The 15,179-nt window shown below is 65.8% G+C and carries 15 protein-coding genes; 6 read left to right on the top strand and 9 right to left on the bottom strand.

The genetic code is table 11. From position 1 onward, the window contains the following. Positions 1–13 precede the first annotated feature (13 nt). The 3 genes from QFZ40_RS00425 to QFZ40_RS00435 form a co-directional block, all read right to left on the bottom strand. On the bottom strand, positions 14–1,210 hold the full coding sequence (locus QFZ40_RS00425) for an acetyl-CoA C-acyltransferase (RefSeq protein ID WP_306902202.1): 1,197 nt from the start codon (positions 1,208–1,210) through the stop codon (positions 14–16). After that, entirely contained in the window at positions 1,207–1,863 is a 657-nt protein-coding gene (locus QFZ40_RS00430) for a GNAT family N-acetyltransferase (RefSeq protein ID WP_306902203.1), read from the bottom strand. Before QFZ40_RS00430 ends, QFZ40_RS00425 begins: the two co-directional genes overlap by 4 nt. A 105-nt stretch (positions 1,864–1,968) precedes the next feature. Next, positions 1,969–2,223, bottom strand: a complete 255-nt coding sequence (locus QFZ40_RS00435) for a hypothetical protein (protein WP_306902205.1) — start codon at positions 2,221–2,223, stop codon at positions 1,969–1,971. A 289-nt stretch (positions 2,224–2,512) separates the two neighbouring features. Between QFZ40_RS00435 and QFZ40_RS00440 the strand changes: the two genes are divergently transcribed. Both QFZ40_RS00440 and QFZ40_RS00445 read left to right on the top strand, forming a co-directional pair. Continuing rightward, on the top strand, positions 2,513–3,238 hold the full coding sequence (locus QFZ40_RS00440) for a TetR/AcrR family transcriptional regulator C-terminal domain-containing protein (protein WP_306902207.1): 726 nt from the start codon (positions 2,513–2,515) through the stop codon (positions 3,236–3,238). A 147-nt stretch (positions 3,239–3,385) separates the two neighbouring features. Then, the gene (locus tag QFZ40_RS00445) at positions 3,386–3,793 is read left to right on the top strand and encodes a (R)-mandelonitrile lyase (protein WP_306902208.1); all 408 of its coding nucleotides are present in this window, start codon (positions 3,386–3,388) and stop codon (positions 3,791–3,793) included. Here the strand turns inward: QFZ40_RS00445 and QFZ40_RS00450 are convergent, their stop codons facing one another. Then, positions 3,794–4,735 carry an aminodeoxychorismate lyase gene (locus QFZ40_RS00450; RefSeq protein ID WP_306902210.1) on the bottom strand — a complete coding sequence of 314 codons (942 nt, stop codon included), beginning with the start codon at positions 4,733–4,735 and terminating at the stop codon, positions 3,794–3,796. Between the two features lie 98 nt (positions 4,736–4,833). On the opposite strand from QFZ40_RS00450, the gene cls reads away from it, so the two are divergent. Next, a complete protein-coding gene (gene cls, locus QFZ40_RS00455; protein WP_306906776.1) occupies positions 4,834–6,306 on the top strand; it encodes a cardiolipin synthase in 1,473 nt (490 codons plus the stop codon). A 3-nt stretch (positions 6,307–6,309) separates the two neighbouring features. Here cls and QFZ40_RS00460 read toward each other — a convergent pair whose 3' ends face one another. The 5 genes from QFZ40_RS00460 to QFZ40_RS00480 form a co-directional block, all read right to left on the bottom strand. Further along, entirely contained in the window at positions 6,310–8,457 is a 2,148-nt protein-coding gene (locus QFZ40_RS00460; RefSeq protein WP_306902211.1) for a chorismate-binding protein, read from the bottom strand. 3 nt (positions 8,458–8,460) lie between these two features. After that, the gene (locus tag QFZ40_RS00465) at positions 8,461–9,024 is read right to left on the bottom strand and encodes a low molecular weight protein-tyrosine-phosphatase (protein WP_306902212.1); all 564 of its coding nucleotides are present in this window, start codon (positions 9,022–9,024) and stop codon (positions 8,461–8,463) included. Positions 9,025–9,138: 114 nt separating this feature from the next. Next, a complete protein-coding gene (locus QFZ40_RS00470; protein WP_306902214.1) occupies positions 9,139–9,762 on the bottom strand; it encodes a LysE family transporter in 624 nt (207 codons plus the stop codon). A gap of 88 nt (positions 9,763–9,850) precedes the next feature. Next, on the bottom strand, positions 9,851–10,669 hold the full coding sequence (locus QFZ40_RS00475) for a methyltransferase domain-containing protein (RefSeq protein ID WP_306902216.1): 819 nt from the start codon (positions 10,667–10,669) through the stop codon (positions 9,851–9,853). A gap of 102 nt (positions 10,670–10,771) precedes the next feature. Continuing rightward, positions 10,772–11,725: an NAD-dependent epimerase/dehydratase family protein gene (locus tag QFZ40_RS00480; protein ID WP_306902218.1), complete on the bottom strand. Its 954-nt coding sequence runs from the start codon at positions 11,723–11,725 to the stop codon at positions 10,772–10,774. Between the two features lie 131 nt (positions 11,726–11,856). Between QFZ40_RS00480 and QFZ40_RS00485 the strand changes: the two genes are divergently transcribed. The 3 genes from QFZ40_RS00485 to dnaK all read left to right on the top strand — a co-directional run bounded on the left by QFZ40_RS00485 (position 11,857) and on the right by dnaK (position 15,177). Next, positions 11,857–12,591, top strand: a complete 735-nt coding sequence (locus QFZ40_RS00485; RefSeq protein WP_306902219.1) for a TetR/AcrR family transcriptional regulator — start codon at positions 11,857–11,859, stop codon at positions 12,589–12,591. A 246-nt stretch (positions 12,592–12,837) separates the two neighbouring features. Further along, a complete protein-coding gene (locus QFZ40_RS00490; protein WP_306902220.1) occupies positions 12,838–13,080 on the top strand; it encodes a hypothetical protein in 243 nt (80 codons plus the stop codon). A gap of 222 nt (positions 13,081–13,302) precedes the next feature. Next, a complete protein-coding gene (dnaK, locus tag QFZ40_RS00495; RefSeq protein ID WP_306902221.1) occupies positions 13,303–15,177 on the top strand; it encodes a molecular chaperone DnaK in 1,875 nt (624 codons plus the stop codon). The last annotated feature ends 2 nt before the right edge of the window (positions 15,178–15,179 follow it).

Here is a 15,179-nt window from a genome sequence, read left to right on the forward strand (position 1 = left end):
AACGAGGGCCGGGTCAGGCCTTGAGGATGAGGGCTTCCCCCTGACCGCCGCCGCCACAGAGGGCTACCACTCCGGTGCCGCCGCCGCGGCGCTTGAGTGCCAGCGCCTGATGGAGCACCAGCCGGGCCCCGGAGGCGCCGACGGGATGGCCCAGGGCGATCGCGCCGCCCTCGGCGTTGATCCGGCCCGTCGGAATTCCCAGGTCTTTCGCTGACTGGATGATGACCGACGCAAACGCCTCGTTGATCTCGATGAGATCCAGGTCCGTCACCTCGAGCCCTTCAAGCTTGAGTGCCTGTTCGATGGCCCGTGATGGCTGGGAGTGCAGCGAAGCGTCAGGGCCGGCGGTCTGGCCGTGGCTGCCGATCTCGGCAATCCAGCTGAGTCCGGCCCGCTGGGCTGCCGCCTTACTGGCAACCACGACGGCGGCGGCGCCGTCGGAGAGCGGAGAGGCAGAACCTGCGGTGATGGTGGCCGACTCAGCCGTGGAGAACGCAGGTTTGAGCGCTGCCAGCGCTTCCGGCGTCGTTCCGGGCCTGATGCCCTCATCGGAATCCACAACCAGCGCCGGACCCCGCCGCTGCGGAATCCCCACGGGTGCTATCTCCTCAGCCAGGAACCCGGCGGACCGTGCGGCCTCGGAGCGCTGGTGGGACCGCGCGGCAACCTCGTCCTGCCCCGCCCGGCTGATCCCCCGCTCGGCGTTGCCCGCATCGGTCGCCGCGCCCTGCAGCACACCGGAAACGGGATCCTGCAGGGCGTCCCCGTTCAGCGAATCCACCAGCGGGGCATCGCCTATGGCCACCCCGGTGCGCAGCCCGCGGAGCAGGTGCGGGGCGTTGCTCATGGACTCCTGGCCTGCTGCGACGATGAAATCAGCTTCGCCCGCCCGGATCATCCGGGCAGCATCAATCACGGCCGTGAGCCCGGAGAGGCAGAGCTTATTGATGGTGACCGTGGGAACATCCCAGCCGATGCCGGCGGCGAGGCTTGACTGGCGTGCCGGACCCTGGCCCGCACCAGCCTGGATGACCTGGCCAACGATCACGGCCTGGACCTGTCCAGCGGCCACGCCGGTCCGCTCCAGCGCATGGCGGATGGCATGTGCGCCCAGCTCGGTGGACGCCAGCGGGGCGAGGCTGCCGCGGAAGCGCCCGAACGGAGTACGGGCGCCGCCGAGGATGACGGCAGTACGGGCGTCGTTGTTCATGACGGAGTGCCTTTCGGTGCGCCGCTGGCAGTGGCCTGGGCTTCGTGGAGGATGACCTGGTGGAGAAGGTGGTCCTGCCAGCTGCCGGCGATTTTCAGGTAGTTCGGTGCCACACCGATTTCCTGGAAGCCGTTGTGCTGAAGTATTTTCCGTGATGCCCGGTTGTGAATCAGGGTGGCGGCCTGCACCCGGTGAAGGCCCAGGTCCTCTCGGGCATAATCCACGGCGAACTTCACCGCTGCGGATCCGATTCCCTGGCCAGTGACGTCCTGGTCCACCCAGTACCCGAGGTTGGCGCTGAGGAACGGCCCGCGGACAATGCCTGTCAGCGTGATGGCGCCGATGATGCGTTCGCCGGCCAGAAGGATCCACGGCATCTCCTGCCCGGCGGCATGCTGGGCGAGTTTGCTGTGGATGATGGTCAGTTGGTGCCAGGGGGTGAAGAATTCCTCGTCCCGGGCAGGCTCCCAAGGAGCCAGATGTTCCCGGTTCCGGACATAGGCCTCGCTCAAGCGGGCTGCATCGTCCCGCTCGAGCAGCCGCACGTGGATGCCGTGAGCCAGCTGAGAGGACGGTCTGCCGGGCGTCATCCTGGACGCATTCGCTCTGGTACCCGTGCTGGAAGATGGTATCCGGCCGGCGGATTGAGTCATGGTTCCACCCTATCGGGACGACGGAGGGCGGGCACCAGCCCGCCCTCTGTCGTGTGCCAGCCCGCTGTCGTGGCGTTTGCGTCGGGCAGTGGATGTTCCGCTCCGCTAGACCAGGCCGGGATAGCTGGCGAGGATGTAGTCGGCAGCAGCCGGCCCCTTCATGCGCAACCCGTTCGTGCCGGGATCGATGCGCTTTTGCATTGCGGCCCAGAATGCCGATTCCGTGCGGGGGGCCCGCTGGTTGAGCAGGCACCAGCTGGTGTAGAGGCCGTACAGGGGGTCGCGGTCCAATGTGGAATCAGACTCGCGGTCACACTGGGTTGCTTCTTGGAGGAACTTGTCGAACTGCGAATGCGCCATGGGAGGCTCACTTTCGCCGGGTGCGTTGTGTGCCGCCGTTCGGCTACAGCAGCTGAGCCTGGACGCCATGCACGGGGCATCCAAGGATGTTACACGGGGCCGTTCAGTACCTGTGGCCCCACCGGGATGGTGGTCCGGCTGGTGAATCCCTGGCCGGTAACTCGGTCCCTCTTCTGAAACCCGTGTCAACACCTTCTCTACGTTGTAGACTTTACTCGTAGACTACGAAATAGACAAGGGTCCTCCTTTGTTCTGACGTGCAGAGGCGCCTTCAACAGGACGGATTGACATGCCCTCGCCAAAGAATTCCGATGCCGGGTCAGCTCCTCAGAAGACTCGGCTCAGCAGGCATGTGGTGCTGACTGCGGCATTGGAGCTGGTGGACGCCGAAGGCCTTGACGCCCTGACAATGCGGCGTCTGGGGCAGCGGCTGAACCGGGACCCCATGAGCCTGTACCGCTACGCGGCCAACCGTGCCGGCCTGCTGGACGGAGTGTCGGAACTGGTCTTCGACGAACTGTCCATCCATCCCAGGGACCCGGACTGGCAGGCCCAGCTTCGCCACATTGCCCACGACCTGCGCCTGCTGGCCCTGCGGCACCCCAACGTGGTGCCTTTGCTGGTGACCAGACCGCTTTCCACGCCGCTGGGGCTGCGCCCTTTGGGTACGCTGCGGCCCCTTGAACGGATCCTCTCGCTGCTGATCGACGCCGGGTTTGCACCCGCCGATGCACTCCACGTGTACCGGGCCTACTACGGTTTCCTCTACGGGCACATCCTCAACGAGCTCCAGGAATTCATCGTGGATCCGGACGAAAACGAAGCACTTCTCCGCCTCGGCCTGCACCGTCTCCCGCCGAAGGACTTTCCACAGCTCCGTGCGCTGGGACCCGTCCTTGCAAACTACGACGGCGCAGCCGAACTGGACCAGGGGATCGATATCCTGCTCTCAGGCCTGGCGGCCCGGCTCCCGCCGCGGCCGGAACCGGCCGTGAGCAGGCCAAAGGCGGAGTGAACCGGCCGCCTTTGCTGCCCTGCAGTCTGCTCCGTCCAAGACGGACAGTGCAGGGCAGCTCAGGTACTGGCAGGGCCTCCCTCAGGAGCCTCACAGGTCCTAGCCTTGATGCGGCTACCTGATCCGCACCATCCTAAGGAAGTAACCTTGGAAATCCTGCCTAAGCCGGCCAGCAACAAGGGACCGGCCCACATGTTTGCCGGCGAAGTCTGGTTCGATGTCATCGCCAGAGGCGAGGAACCCTCGCAGCTGCGCGTGAATATGGTCCGGTTCGCCCCGGGAGCCCACACGGCGTGGCACTCCCATGCGAATGGCCAGACCCTGCATGTGACGGACGGCCGCGGCCTGGTGCAGGCACGCGGCGGCGAAATCATTGAACTGCGCCCCGGCGACACCATCTATACGCCTCCGGGCGAGGAGCACTGGCACGGTGCAGCGCCGGACCATTTCATGAGCCACCTGGCCATGTGGGAAGCACTGGGCGACGGTCAGGAAGGACCGGAAACTGCGTGGGGTGACCACGTCACCGAGGCTGAATACCCGAAGGGGCAGTAGCTACTGGATCCCTGCGAACAGTTCGTTCAGTTCCGCGGTCAGCTGCTTTTGGATGGCTGGCGTGCCGATTTCCTTGCCGTCGATGTGGTTGACCGGCGCCAGCAGGCGGATGCTGGAAATCAGCCACACGGCGTCGGCCTCCAGCAGGTCCTGCGGTTCCAGCGGACCGTAGCCGAGTTCCCAGCCGGCGGCCCTTGCAGCATTGAACAAAGCCCCCTGGGACGTTCCGGGGAGGATACCGCTGTCCAGCCGGGGCGTGACCAGCCGCCGCGTCGTGCGGTTGCCGCCGGCGCCGTCGTCGGACGTTTCCAGGTGGGCGAGCAGGACTGTCGAGGTAGGACCTTCCAGGACCCTGCCGTCGGATGAGGTGAAGATGACATCGTCAGCGCCCTGCTTGTGCGCGTACCGCAAGGCGGCCATGTTCACGGCATAGGAAAGGGTCTTGGCGCCCATCAGCAGCCAGGGGGCCCGCTCAGCCACCCCACTGTCATGACCACGGTCCAGGAGGATAACGTCGATGCCCGTCTCGCGCTGCCGGCGTCCTGCAGCACCGACCGGGGAAACCTGGACCCAGCAGGTGGGGGAGCCGGCTCCTTCCACTCCACGGGTTACCACCAGCTTCACCACCAGCTCATCATCGGCAGGGGAAGGGGCGGGGTGCTGCATCCGGTGCTCCGCGACACCGGTTTCGATGGCCTTGCGCCAACGGTCCTGCCCCGGATTCTCCAGGTCGAGGGCCAGCGCCGAGCTGTCCAGGCGGTCAAGGTGTGCCTGGAGCTTACGCACGGACCCGCCCACCGCGAGCATCGATTCGAAGACGCCGTCACCCCTGATGGCCCCCTGGTCCGTGGCCATCAGCTGCGGCTTGGAGGCATCCGCCAGCCGGCCGTTCGGGAACGCGGGATCAAGGAAAACGAGCACGACAGGGGCAGGAGAAGTCATGGATCCAGCTTAGTCCGGCCCGCCGCCGATAAGCTGTGGTCACTGCCCTGGCTGGAAACCGTCCGCAGGGCACGCTCAATCCGGGGGTTGTTCGAGTGTTGTGGCCATTTTCGCTTGCGGGCACGTCACCGGCGTGGCTTGTGGTGCTGCTCAGTGTCGCGGACCTCGTGATCAGGGTCCTGGCGGTAGGCATCATTCCCGGCAACAGGCGCCCCACCACCGCAATGGCGTGGCTGCTGGGCATCTTCTTCGTGCCGTTCCTCGGCCTGGCCCTTTTCCTGCTGTTCGGCAACTTCAAGCTCTCCAGCCGCCGCCGCCAGCAGCAGGAGCAGGTCAATGAAAGGGTGCGGGCCGGCATCTCCTCACTCTCTGACGCCGAAAGCGGATACCCGGGACCGGAGTGGGTGACGTCCGCCGCGGAACTGAACCGCAGGCTGGGGTCCCTTCCGATGGTGGACGGCAACTCCGTGGAACTCATCCCCGGCTATCCCGACTCGATCCTGGCCATGACCGAGGCCGTGCGCAAGGCCAGGACATTCGTCAACGCCGAGTTCTACATCATGAGCACGGACCACATCACGGACGATCTGCTGACCGCCATGGAGGAGGCGGCGGAACGCGGTGTGGAGGTGCGTGTCCTGTTCGACCACATCGGCACGCTCCGGATCAAGGGCTACCGGAAGCTGCTCAAGCGCCTGCGGGCGGGCAAGATCCAGTGGAAGCGGATGCTCCCGCTGCTGCCGATCCACGGCCAGTGGCGGCGCCCGGACCTGCGCAACCACCGAAAGATCATGGTGATCGACGGCGAACTGGCCTTCACCGGTTCCCAGAACCTGATCGAGCCGTCCTACAACAGTCCCAAGCACCGCAAGGCGGGCAGGGAATGGGTGGAGCTCATGGCGTGCCTGCAGGGGCCGATCGTCACCACACTGAACGTGGTCTTCGCGACCGACTGGCTCAGTGAGACGGATGAATCCCTTGAGCATCAGCTGCAGCTGCCCTCTAACCCGGAACCAGGCAAGGTGACGGCCCAGGTGGTGCCCAGCGGGCCCGGGTTCATCACCGAAAACAACCTGCGGCTCTTTAATACCCTGATCTACTCCGCCCAGCACCGGATCTCCATCTGCAGCCCGTATTTCGTGCCCGACGACTCCCTGCTTTACGCCATCACCACCGCCGCCCAGCGCGGAGTGGATGTGGAGCTGTTCGTTTCCGAGAAGGGCGACCAGTTCCTGGTCCACCACGCCCAGCGCTCGTACTATGAGGCGCTGCTGGAAGCGGGAGTGCGGATCTATCTGTACAAGGCACCGTTCGTGCTGCACGCAAAGCACTTCACCATTGACGACGAAGTGGCGGTGCTGGGCTCGAGCAACATGGACATGCGTTCCTTCTCGCTGAACATGGAAGTCTCCGTGATGCTGCTCGGCGAGGACATCGTGAACAGCATGCGGGCCGTGGAAAACACGTATCGGGACATCTCGCACGAGCTCAAACTCAACGAGTGGCTCAGGCGGCCGCTCGCCGCCAGGTACGTAGACAACGTGGCCCGGCTGACGGCAACAGTCCAATAGGCCTTAGAGCTCGGGGAACTCCGCACCCAATGTGGAGAGGACGCCGAACGCCTTGACCCGGATCTCCTCGTATTCCTCGTCCGGCACGGAGTCAGCGGTGATGGCGCCGCCGACGCCGAGAGTCAGTTCCGCCGTCGTCGCCCCTCGGGTGCCGTCCCCGCCGCTGCCGTTCCCCGCTGTGCCGTCCCCCGCTTCGCTCCTGTTGTCGCCCGCCGTGATCACCAGCGTCCGGATGGCCACGGCCAGGTCCGTTGCGCCGTTCAGCGAGAAGTAGCCGATCGCCCCGGAATAGATACCGCGGGGCCCTTCTTCGAGCCGGTCCAGGATGGCCATGGTGCTGATCTTTGGCGCGCCGGTCATCGATCCGGCCGGAAAGCACGCCGCCACTGCCTCCGCACGCGGCGCCCCCGGCAGCAGCCGCGCATCGATGGTGCTGACCAGCTGGTGCACCGTGGCGTAGCTTTCGATCTCGCAGAGCCGGCTCACGGTGACCGAACCCGGCTCCGCGAAGTGGCTGAGGTCGTTCCGCAGCAGGTCCACGATCATGATGTTTTCGGCACGGTCCTTGAGGGACGTCGCCAGGTCGTGCCGCAGCTGCACGTCGCGGACCGGATCCGAGGCCCGGCGGCGGGTGCCCTTGATCGGTTCGGCGCGCATGCCGCCGTCGGACGCTATTTTGAGGAACCGCTCAGGCGACGTACTGGCGACGGTGAGCCCGCCGAACCGCAGGTAGCTGGCGAACGGTGCGGGGTTCTTCCGCCTCAGGGCCAGGTAGGTGTGCCAGGGCGGCACTGCATCAGCGGGCAGCCGGGCCGAAAGGGTGGTGGTGAGGCAGATTTCGTAGGAGTTCCCCTCCCCGATTTCGTGCTGGGCGGCGGCGATCTTCGCCTTGTAGGACTGCTGGGTGTCGCGGCTGCTGAACGGCACCTTGTCCGGAAGGACGACGGCGGTGCTGCCGCCGGCCTGCGCTGCGGGGTCGCCGGGTGCAGCAGGGCCTTCGGCTGCCGCGGCTGCTGCCACTGCTTCGCGGGACGCCGCCAGCCAGTTTTCCGCGTCCGGGGACTCCAGGGCCAGGAGCCACGCGGTTCCCTCGGCATGGTCCAGGACCACCGCCCGGCCGGCGAAGATCAGTGCGGCATCAGGAGTGGACGCGGAAACGTCGGAGCCCCCGGTTTCCCGCTTGAGCTCGTAGCCCAGGCAGCCAAGCCATCCCAGGGTGAAATCGCCGGGATAGCCCTCGGGCGTGCGCACTGCCTCGCGGCCCCAGGCGGTGTCCAGCCAGCGGAAGAACGGGCCCGTCACCCTGGCACTGGCGGAACCTGCCGCGATAAGGCTCTCGCCGGAACGGTGGGTGACGGACTGGCCGAACGCGCCGCCGTCGTCCGCGAGGATGCTGAAGCGGCTGCGCTCGGTGGCGGGCGACTGCCCGGCAGGAGGCGAGGCGGGGGCGTTAGAGGAGTCCAGCCAGACGGCATTGGCCGAGTTGCCGTAAAGCGTGTCGAACAGGGCGGCGGCATCAGGCCGGGACTCCAGCCGCTCCGCCCGGAGCCTGAGGCCGCGGCGGGCATAAAGTTCCGGAGTCAGCGCCGGCGCCAGTGCGGGCAAACAGGGGAGGAGCTGCAGGACGTCTGCCGGGGCCGACCCGTCCGCCCCGTTAAGCACCCGGATGTCGGCGTGCCGGGGAACGTCATCTCCGGCGAGCCAGGCGTCCTCCTGCTCCGCCCAGTGGTCCCAGTACGGCTCATAGGTGCCGCCGTCCCGGTTGAGCGCCCGGGTCCGCCGCAGGTCCGCCAGCGAGTCCGCCCAGACAACGGCGCTCAGGAGCGGCCGGGCCTCCGCCGCGGCCGCCCCCACGCCTTCGACAATCACGATCTCCGCGGGCATCGTGACCCGCGTGTCGCCGTCGTAGTGCCTTTCCCAGTCCCAGCTGGTCCACACGGCGCGCTCGCCGCTACTCAGGGGCTTGAGCACCGTGGAAACGTAACGTTCGATGCCTGCCGTGAGCCCGTTCCAGCCCGGGTAGATGTCCTCAAGGTGGAAGAGCGAGACCTTGTGATGGCTCCGCAGCAGGGCGGCCAGCTCGATGGCCAGGGTGGTTTTTCCTGCGCCGGACCGCCCGTCGATGGCGATGATCACAGGAGCGGGGGTCATGAATTAGAGCGTACCTGCTGCCGGTTCGGCTACCGTCCGCCGCTGGATCGGTACCGCCTGCGTGAGGGCGGACCGGACGTGCCGAATGATCCCCGGCAGCGCGCCGTGGATCTGCTGCCAGACGGCGTCAAAATCGGCCTGGCCCCCGTACCACGGGTCTTCGATGCCCTGGTCCAGCGGGTCCCGGCCGGACACCTTCGGATCAAAGCTCCGCAGCATGCGCACCTTATCCATGGATTCCTGGTCCGGGGCAGCTTCACGCAGCCAGGCGAAATGGTCCACGTCCAGTGCAAGGATGAGATCGCGCTCGCGGAACCACTCGTCCTGCCATTCCCTGGCGACGTGCCGATCCGAAACGATCTGGGTGGCACCGAGCCGGCGTGCAGCCCGTGGATCGATCGGCCTTCCCGCTTCATAACCGGTGGTGCCAGCGGAGTCCACAGTGACTCTTCCGTCTAAACCTTCCGCCTCAAGCGCCGAGGCCAACATCAACGCTGCCATGGGGGATCGGCAGATGTTTCCGGTGCATACGGCGATGATCCGGTATGGGCTCGACGATGAGTTCATGTCCCAAGCATGCGCGGCTGCGGACCGTCTTGGCTAGCTCGGATTCATGAACATTTAGTGTTTCGTAAAATGACTTGCAGAATCGGTCATATGTCGTCTTTTTGGGCTGCGGTCTTAGTGGATCAGGGCCAGCAGGATGCCGACGGCGACGAACAGCAGGCCGAAAATCCGGCTGAGGACCGTTTGCCCGCGGGCATTGCGGGTGAAACGCTGGAAGGACCTGGCGGCGAGGGCAAAGAAGAACCACATGACCAGGATGTCGATGACCACCACCGTGGCCGTCAGCACCACGTACTGGGGCAGGAGCGGCTGCTCCGGGTGGATGAACTGCGGCATGAACGCCAGGAAAAACACAATCGCCTTGGGGTTAAGCAGGTTCACCCAGAAGCCGCGCTTGAACATGGCTCCAGCGGGCTCATTCGCGAGGGCGGCGTCATCGTCCTGGTTTTCGACAGGTTTACTCAGGAACTGCCTGATACCCAGGTACACCAGATACGCGGCACCCGTGTAGCGGATCACGTTGAAGGCCAGCGGGGAACTAGCTACCAGCACGCCCACGCCCAGGGCAACGATTACGACATGGATGACCAGCGCCGCCTGCTGCCCCAGGATCCCCCAGATGGTGCGGCGGAAACCGGAGGTCAGCGAGTTGTTCATGGTGTTGATGGCGCCGGCACCGGGTGTGAAGCTGACCAGGACGCCGGCGCCGGCCAAAGCCAGCCAAAGGGATAATTGCACTCCCCAAGTTTAGGGTGGCTTCATCCGGAGTTCGGCCCCGGGCTCACAACCGTGAAGGTGCTCACCGGGCTGTCACGGCCACGGCTACTCACGCACGGGCGATGATTTCCCCGTTGGGGATCAGGAACCAGCCGTCGTCGGTGGATCCCCAGCGGTGCCAGCCGGCCGAGATGCGGGCGAGGTCCGCGGGATTGGCGAAGCCATACTCCAGGGCCTGCTCCGCGAAGGCTGAATGCAGCACCCGCTCGCCCCAGACCCGGGCCTGCCAGCGCCGCTGCTGGCCTGTGGCATAGAGCCAGTTGCTGCTGCTGGGGGCCACGTCGGTGAACCCCGCTGACTGGGCCCAGGACACCAGGCGGCGGCCGGCGTCGGGTTCGCCACCGTTGCGCCTGGCAATCCGTTGGTACAGGTCCATCCACTCATCCAGCTCCGGAATCGCCGGGTACCAGCTCATGCCATGGAAATCGGCGTCGCGTACGGCAACGATCCCGCCGGGCTTGGCCACGCGGCGCATTTCCCGCAACGCCTCCACCGGGTCGGTGAGATGCTGGAGCACCTGGTGCGCGTGAACGACGTCGAAGGTCTCATCCTCAAAATCAAGGTCGTAGATGTTTCCGGCCACGAATTCCACGTTGTCCACGCCGCGCTCGGCGGCGAGGGCAGTGGCCTGCGCGATGATATCCGGCGAGCGGTCCAGGCCCGTGACCTTGCCGGGCGCCACGAGCCCCGCAAAGTCGCACGTGATACTCCCAGGCCCGCAGCCGACGTCGAGCACGTCCGCCCCGGGCGTCAGGTGAGGGATGACAAAGGCGGCCGAATTCTCCGCCGTCCGGGAGGCATGGGCGCGGACCACGGACTCGTGGTGGCCGTGCGTGTAAACATCGTCTCCGGGCTGCTGCAGACTCATAACCAAACGCTACCGTAAGCCCGCGTAGCCGGCGGTGAACGTCGCCACGGTTCCCTCATGGCGGCATGAACCGCGACCTGGATTGCTGGCGGAGGGCCCAGGTCATGACTGCGCACGCCACCAGGCCACTGTGGCGGCCGCGGCCACTGGCAAGGGCGTCGGCTGCAGGCCAAGCGCAGCCTCACTGGCCGCGGAATCCATGATGAACGGCTTCTCGAACTGGTAGAGCATCTCGGCCAGTTCGCGGGCGTCCCCGGAGAACGCGCCTGCCGTCCGGAGTAGCCAGCCCGGCAGGACTCCCACGGACGGCGCCTTCACCCCGGCGGCATCCGCAAAGGCGGCGGCCAGGTCCCGCTGCGTCACCGCGGGCCCGGTGGGAGCGTGCCATACCTTGTTCCACGCCGACGGATTCCCGGCGGCGCGGATCATCGCCGCCGCCAGGTCCGGGACATAGGTGAAGGAGTGCGGCTGCTTCGTGCTGCCGATGACACTGAGCTTCCTTCCGGCAAGGACGGCCGGCACCATACGCTCACCGGCATGGGCGGTCCGCACCCGGGGCCCGAAGAAATCTGCGGCCACCACGCTGACCGTGTCCGTTTCCGACTCGGCCCTGGCACTCAGCAGTTCGGTCCGAATGCCACGCTTGCCTCCCCGTGCTGCCCGTGGCGCGTCCTCCGTCATGACACTGTCCGGCTCGCTATAGGAGTAGAGGCTTTCGGGAAAGACGACGACGGCGCCCGCCTCGCCTGCCGCTGCCAGCACCGCCTGCTCCGCGCCGGGCAGTTCCGCCTGCCACGCGGAGGCCCGGTAGGCGGAGCCGTGGATGCAGTGGTAGACGGCGGTAGCGCCGGACATAACGTGCCCCAATTTGGCGGAGTTCCCGGCATCTGCGGCCACGCGTTCGACCAGCGCGTGCTCCGGCCCGCTGCCGGACCTGGTCAGGACGCGGACCCGGTGCCCCCGTTCGGCCAGTTGTTCCGCGACTGTCCATCCGACGGGTCCTGCTCCGGTTACTACATGCAGTTCTAACACGGTTTCCTCCGGGTTGTGGTTCATGGGTTTGCGATTGAGGGGATTGCGGTTCACGAGAGCGGTGCTCTCGCTTCAGTGTGGACTGCAGATCCCGCCAAGTCAAGAGCAGTGCTCTCATTTGCTGACACTGCTCTGATTTGTGCGATGCTGAAGCTATGACGGATGCCACCAAAGACACTCGTGCCGCCCCCAGGACGCCCAGGGAGCGGGCGAGGGCGCAGACGGTCGCTGACATCATCCGGCTGGGCCGTGAGCATCTCGCCACACATGGCGCCGCTGCCCTCTCGCTGCGTGCCGTGGCCCGGGATCTGGGGGTCGTGTCCTCGGCTGTGTACCGGTATGTGGCCAACCGGGATGAACTGCTCACGCTCCTGCTGGTGGATGCCTACAACGACCTCGGTGACGCCGTGGATGCGGCCGTCTCCGAAAGGCCCGCCGCTGACCACGCGGGCCGGTTTTGCGCCCTGGGGAGGGCGGTCCGGGACTGGGCGTTGCGTGAACCTGCCCGTTATGGCCTGTTGTTCGGCAGTCCGGTGCCTGGCTACCAGGCGCCTGCGGGACAAACAATGGCGCCTGGTACGCGCGTCATCTTCGCGCTGATCGCCATATATGACTCTGCGTACCGGGCCGGTGAGCTGGCGCCTGCCCAGCCATCCGCCGTCGTGCATCCCGGTTTGTCCGCCGATCTGGAAGCCGTCCGGTCCGAACTCGGCGTGGGGCTGCCCGACGCCCTCCTGGCTCGGGGCGCGCTGGTCTGGACGTCGCTGTTCGGTACGGTGAGCTTCGAGGTGTTCGGGCAGTACGGCGCGGACACCTTTAGCGCGCGCGACGAACTGTTTGAGCACCACCTCGCCTTGCTGGCGCAGCTTGCGGGCTTTCGCAGCGGGTAGGTGCGGGCCGCCGCGTCACCCCACGCATGCTTTTGGGTCCGGGGCCGGGGCTCGGCCGCGGATTTGCAGGGACGGGCTCCCCGGCAGGGGATAAAAGCCTGCCCTGCGTGACGCGCCAGGGGTTACCCCGATCAGCGGCGGCTGGAAGGGGTTGACCAATCGCCCGGGAACTCTGTCTCGTCCGCTCCGCGGTGAGTAAACTGCCAGTGCGCCCTGAAAGACGCGGAACCTCAAGGAGACGGCGCCATGAGCGAAAACATCGAAAATACCGAATCCGCAGCCGGGAACGAACGCCGCAAGGCCGGCACCGCGCCCGGCCTCGAGGGCGAAGGCGGGCAGTACGTTGAAGGCGACCATGGCGATGCCGGCGTCCTGCGCCCCGAGGGTGAGGAACTCGGCGAGGGCAAATATCCGACAGGCGATTACGACGATGCCGGCACAGTCGGGACTGCACGTGAAGCCGAGACCGATGAGGACAGGAACTCCTAGCCTGCGTTCACGCAGGGCGAACTAAACGATCCAGTGCCCTCATGGCGGGGCCCGGACCCGTCATTCCGGGGTTTAACGGTGATCCTTTGCGGCCAAAAATCCAAACTTGAGCGAGGTTGACTCAACTTTGGATTGACATCCCGTCCGCCCGGAGTAAAGTTGAGTGGAGAACGCTCAATGAGTGGGCGCCAGTAAGTTTCCAAGGAAAGAAGGAAGCAACACATGTCACGTGCAGTAGGTATCGACCTCGGAACCACCAACTCCGTCGTCTCCGTTCTCGAAGGTGGCGAGCCCACCGTTATTGCCAACGCTGAGGGCGGCCGCACCACGCCGTCGGTCGTTGCGTTTTCCAAGTCCGGTGAGGTCCTGGTCGGCGAGATTGCCAAGCGTCAGGCAGTCAACAACATTGACCGCACCATCGCTTCAGTCAAGCGCCACATGGGCACCGACTGGACCGTCGCCATTGACGACAAGAAGTACACCGCGCAGGAAATCTCCGCCCGCATCCTGATGAAGCTTAAGAACGACGCCGAGTCGTACCTGGGCGAAAAGGTCACCGACGCCGTGGTCACGGTGCCGGCATACTTCAATGACGCCCAGCGTCAGGCCACCAAGGAGGCCGGCGAAATTGCCGGCCTGAACGTCCTGCGCATTGTCAACGAGCCCACCGCAGCTGCCCTGGCATACGGCCTGGACAAGGGCAAGGAAGACGAACTCATCCTCGTGTTCGACCTCGGTGGTGGAACCTTCGACGTTTCCCTGCTGGAAGTCGGCAAGGACGAGGACGAGTTCTCCACCATCCAGGTGCGCTCCACTGCCGGTGACAACCACCTCGGCGGCGACGACTGGGACCAGCGCGTTGTTGAGTACCTGCTGAAGCAGCTCAAGATCAAGGGCATCGACCTGTCCAAGGACAAGATCGCCCTGCAGCGTCTGCGTGAGGCATCGGAGCAGGCCAAGAAGGAACTCTCCTCCTCCACCAGCACCAACATCTCCCTCCAGTACCTGTCCGTCACGCCTGACGGCCCGGTCCACCTGGACGAGCAGCTGACCCGCGCCAAGTTCCAGGACCTCACCAAGGACCTGCTGGACCGCACCAAGAAGCCGTTCCAGGACGTCATCAAGGAAGCAGGCATCAAGCTCTCCCAGATTGACCACATCGTGCTCGTGGGTGGTTCCACCCGTATGCCTGCCGTCTACGAACTGGTCAAGGAAATGGCCGGCGGCAAGGAGCCGAACAAGGGCGTTAACCCGGATGAGGTCGTGGCCGTCGGCGCCGCACTGCAGGCAGGTGTCCTGAAGGGCGAGCGCAAGGACGTGCTGCTCATCGACGTCACACCGTTGTCCCTGGGCATCGAGACCAAGGGCGGCGTCATGACGCACCTGATCGAGCGCAACACGGCCATCCCCACCAAGCGGTCCGAGACCTTCACCACGGCTGATGACAACCAGCCGTCCGTGGCTATCCAGGTCTTCCAGGGCGAGCGCGAGTTCACCCGCGACAACAAGCCGCTGGGCACGTTCGAGCTGACCGGCATCGCGCCGGCCCCGCGCGGCGTCCCGCAGGTCGAGGTCACCTTCGACATCGACGCCAACGGCATCGTGCACGTGTCCGCCAAGGACAAGGGCACCGGCAAGGAACAGTCGATGACCATCACCGGCGGCACCGCGCTCTCCAAGGAAGACATTGACCGAATGGTCCGTGACGCCGAGGAGCACGCCGCCGAAGACAAGGCCCGCCGCGAGGCTACGGACACCCGCAACACTGCCGAGCAGCTCGCCTACTCCGTGGACAAGCTCATCGCGGACAACGCCGACAAGCTGCCGGAAGAGGTCAAGACCGAGGTCCAGGCCGACGTCGACGAGCTCAAGAAGGCGCTTGAAGGCACCGATGACGCCGCCGTGAAGACTGCTTTCGAGAAGCTGCAGGCTTCCCAGAGCAAGCTCGGCGAGGCCATCTACGCCCACGCCGGTTCCCCTGACGGCGCCGGTGCTGCTGGTGCAGAAGGCGCCCCGGGTGCCGCCGGCGGCACGGGTTCGACTGACGAGGACATCGTCGACGCCGAGATCATCGACGAAGACGAAGCGAAGAAGTAGAC

The organism is Arthrobacter pascens (genome assembly GCF_030816475.1).
Taxonomy (GTDB): Bacteria; Actinomycetota; Actinomycetes; order Actinomycetales; family Micrococcaceae; genus Arthrobacter; species Arthrobacter pascens_B.

Excerpts from the sequence above, each read along its gene's own strand:
- QFZ40_RS00425 (WP_306902202.1), bottom strand. The coding sequence starts at position 1,210 with ATGAACAACGACGCCCGTACTGCCGTCATCCTCGGCGGCGCCCGTACT.
- QFZ40_RS00430 (WP_306902203.1), bottom strand. The coding sequence starts at position 1,863 with ATGACTCAATCCGCCGGCCGGATACCATCTTCCAGCACGGGTACCAGA.
- QFZ40_RS00435 (WP_306902205.1), bottom strand. The coding sequence starts at position 2,223 with ATGGCGCATTCGCAGTTCGACAAGTTCCTCCAAGAAGCAACCCAGTGT.
- QFZ40_RS00440 (WP_306902207.1), top strand. The coding sequence starts at position 2,513 with ATGCCCTCGCCAAAGAATTCCGATGCCGGGTCAGCTCCTCAGAAGACT.
- QFZ40_RS00450 (WP_306902210.1), bottom strand. The coding sequence starts at position 4,735 with ATGACTTCTCCTGCCCCTGTCGTGCTCGTTTTCCTTGATCCCGCGTTC.
- QFZ40_RS00460 (WP_306902211.1), bottom strand. The coding sequence starts at position 8,457 with ATGACCCCCGCTCCTGTGATCATCGCCATCGACGGGCGGTCCGGCGCA.
- QFZ40_RS00465 (WP_306902212.1), bottom strand. The coding sequence starts at position 9,024 with ATGAACTCATCGTCGAGCCCATACCGGATCATCGCCGTATGCACCGGA.
- QFZ40_RS00475 (WP_306902216.1), bottom strand. The coding sequence starts at position 10,669 with ATGAGTCTGCAGCAGCCCGGAGACGATGTTTACACGCACGGCCACCAC.
- QFZ40_RS00480 (WP_306902218.1), bottom strand. The coding sequence starts at position 11,725 with ATGAACCACAACCCGGAGGAAACCGTGTTAGAACTGCATGTAGTAACC.
- QFZ40_RS00485 (WP_306902219.1), top strand. The coding sequence starts at position 11,857 with ATGACGGATGCCACCAAAGACACTCGTGCCGCCCCCAGGACGCCCAGG.
- QFZ40_RS00490 (WP_306902220.1), top strand. The coding sequence starts at position 12,838 with ATGAGCGAAAACATCGAAAATACCGAATCCGCAGCCGGGAACGAACGC.
- dnaK (WP_306902221.1), top strand. The coding sequence starts at position 13,303 with ATGTCACGTGCAGTAGGTATCGACCTCGGAACCACCAACTCCGTCGTC.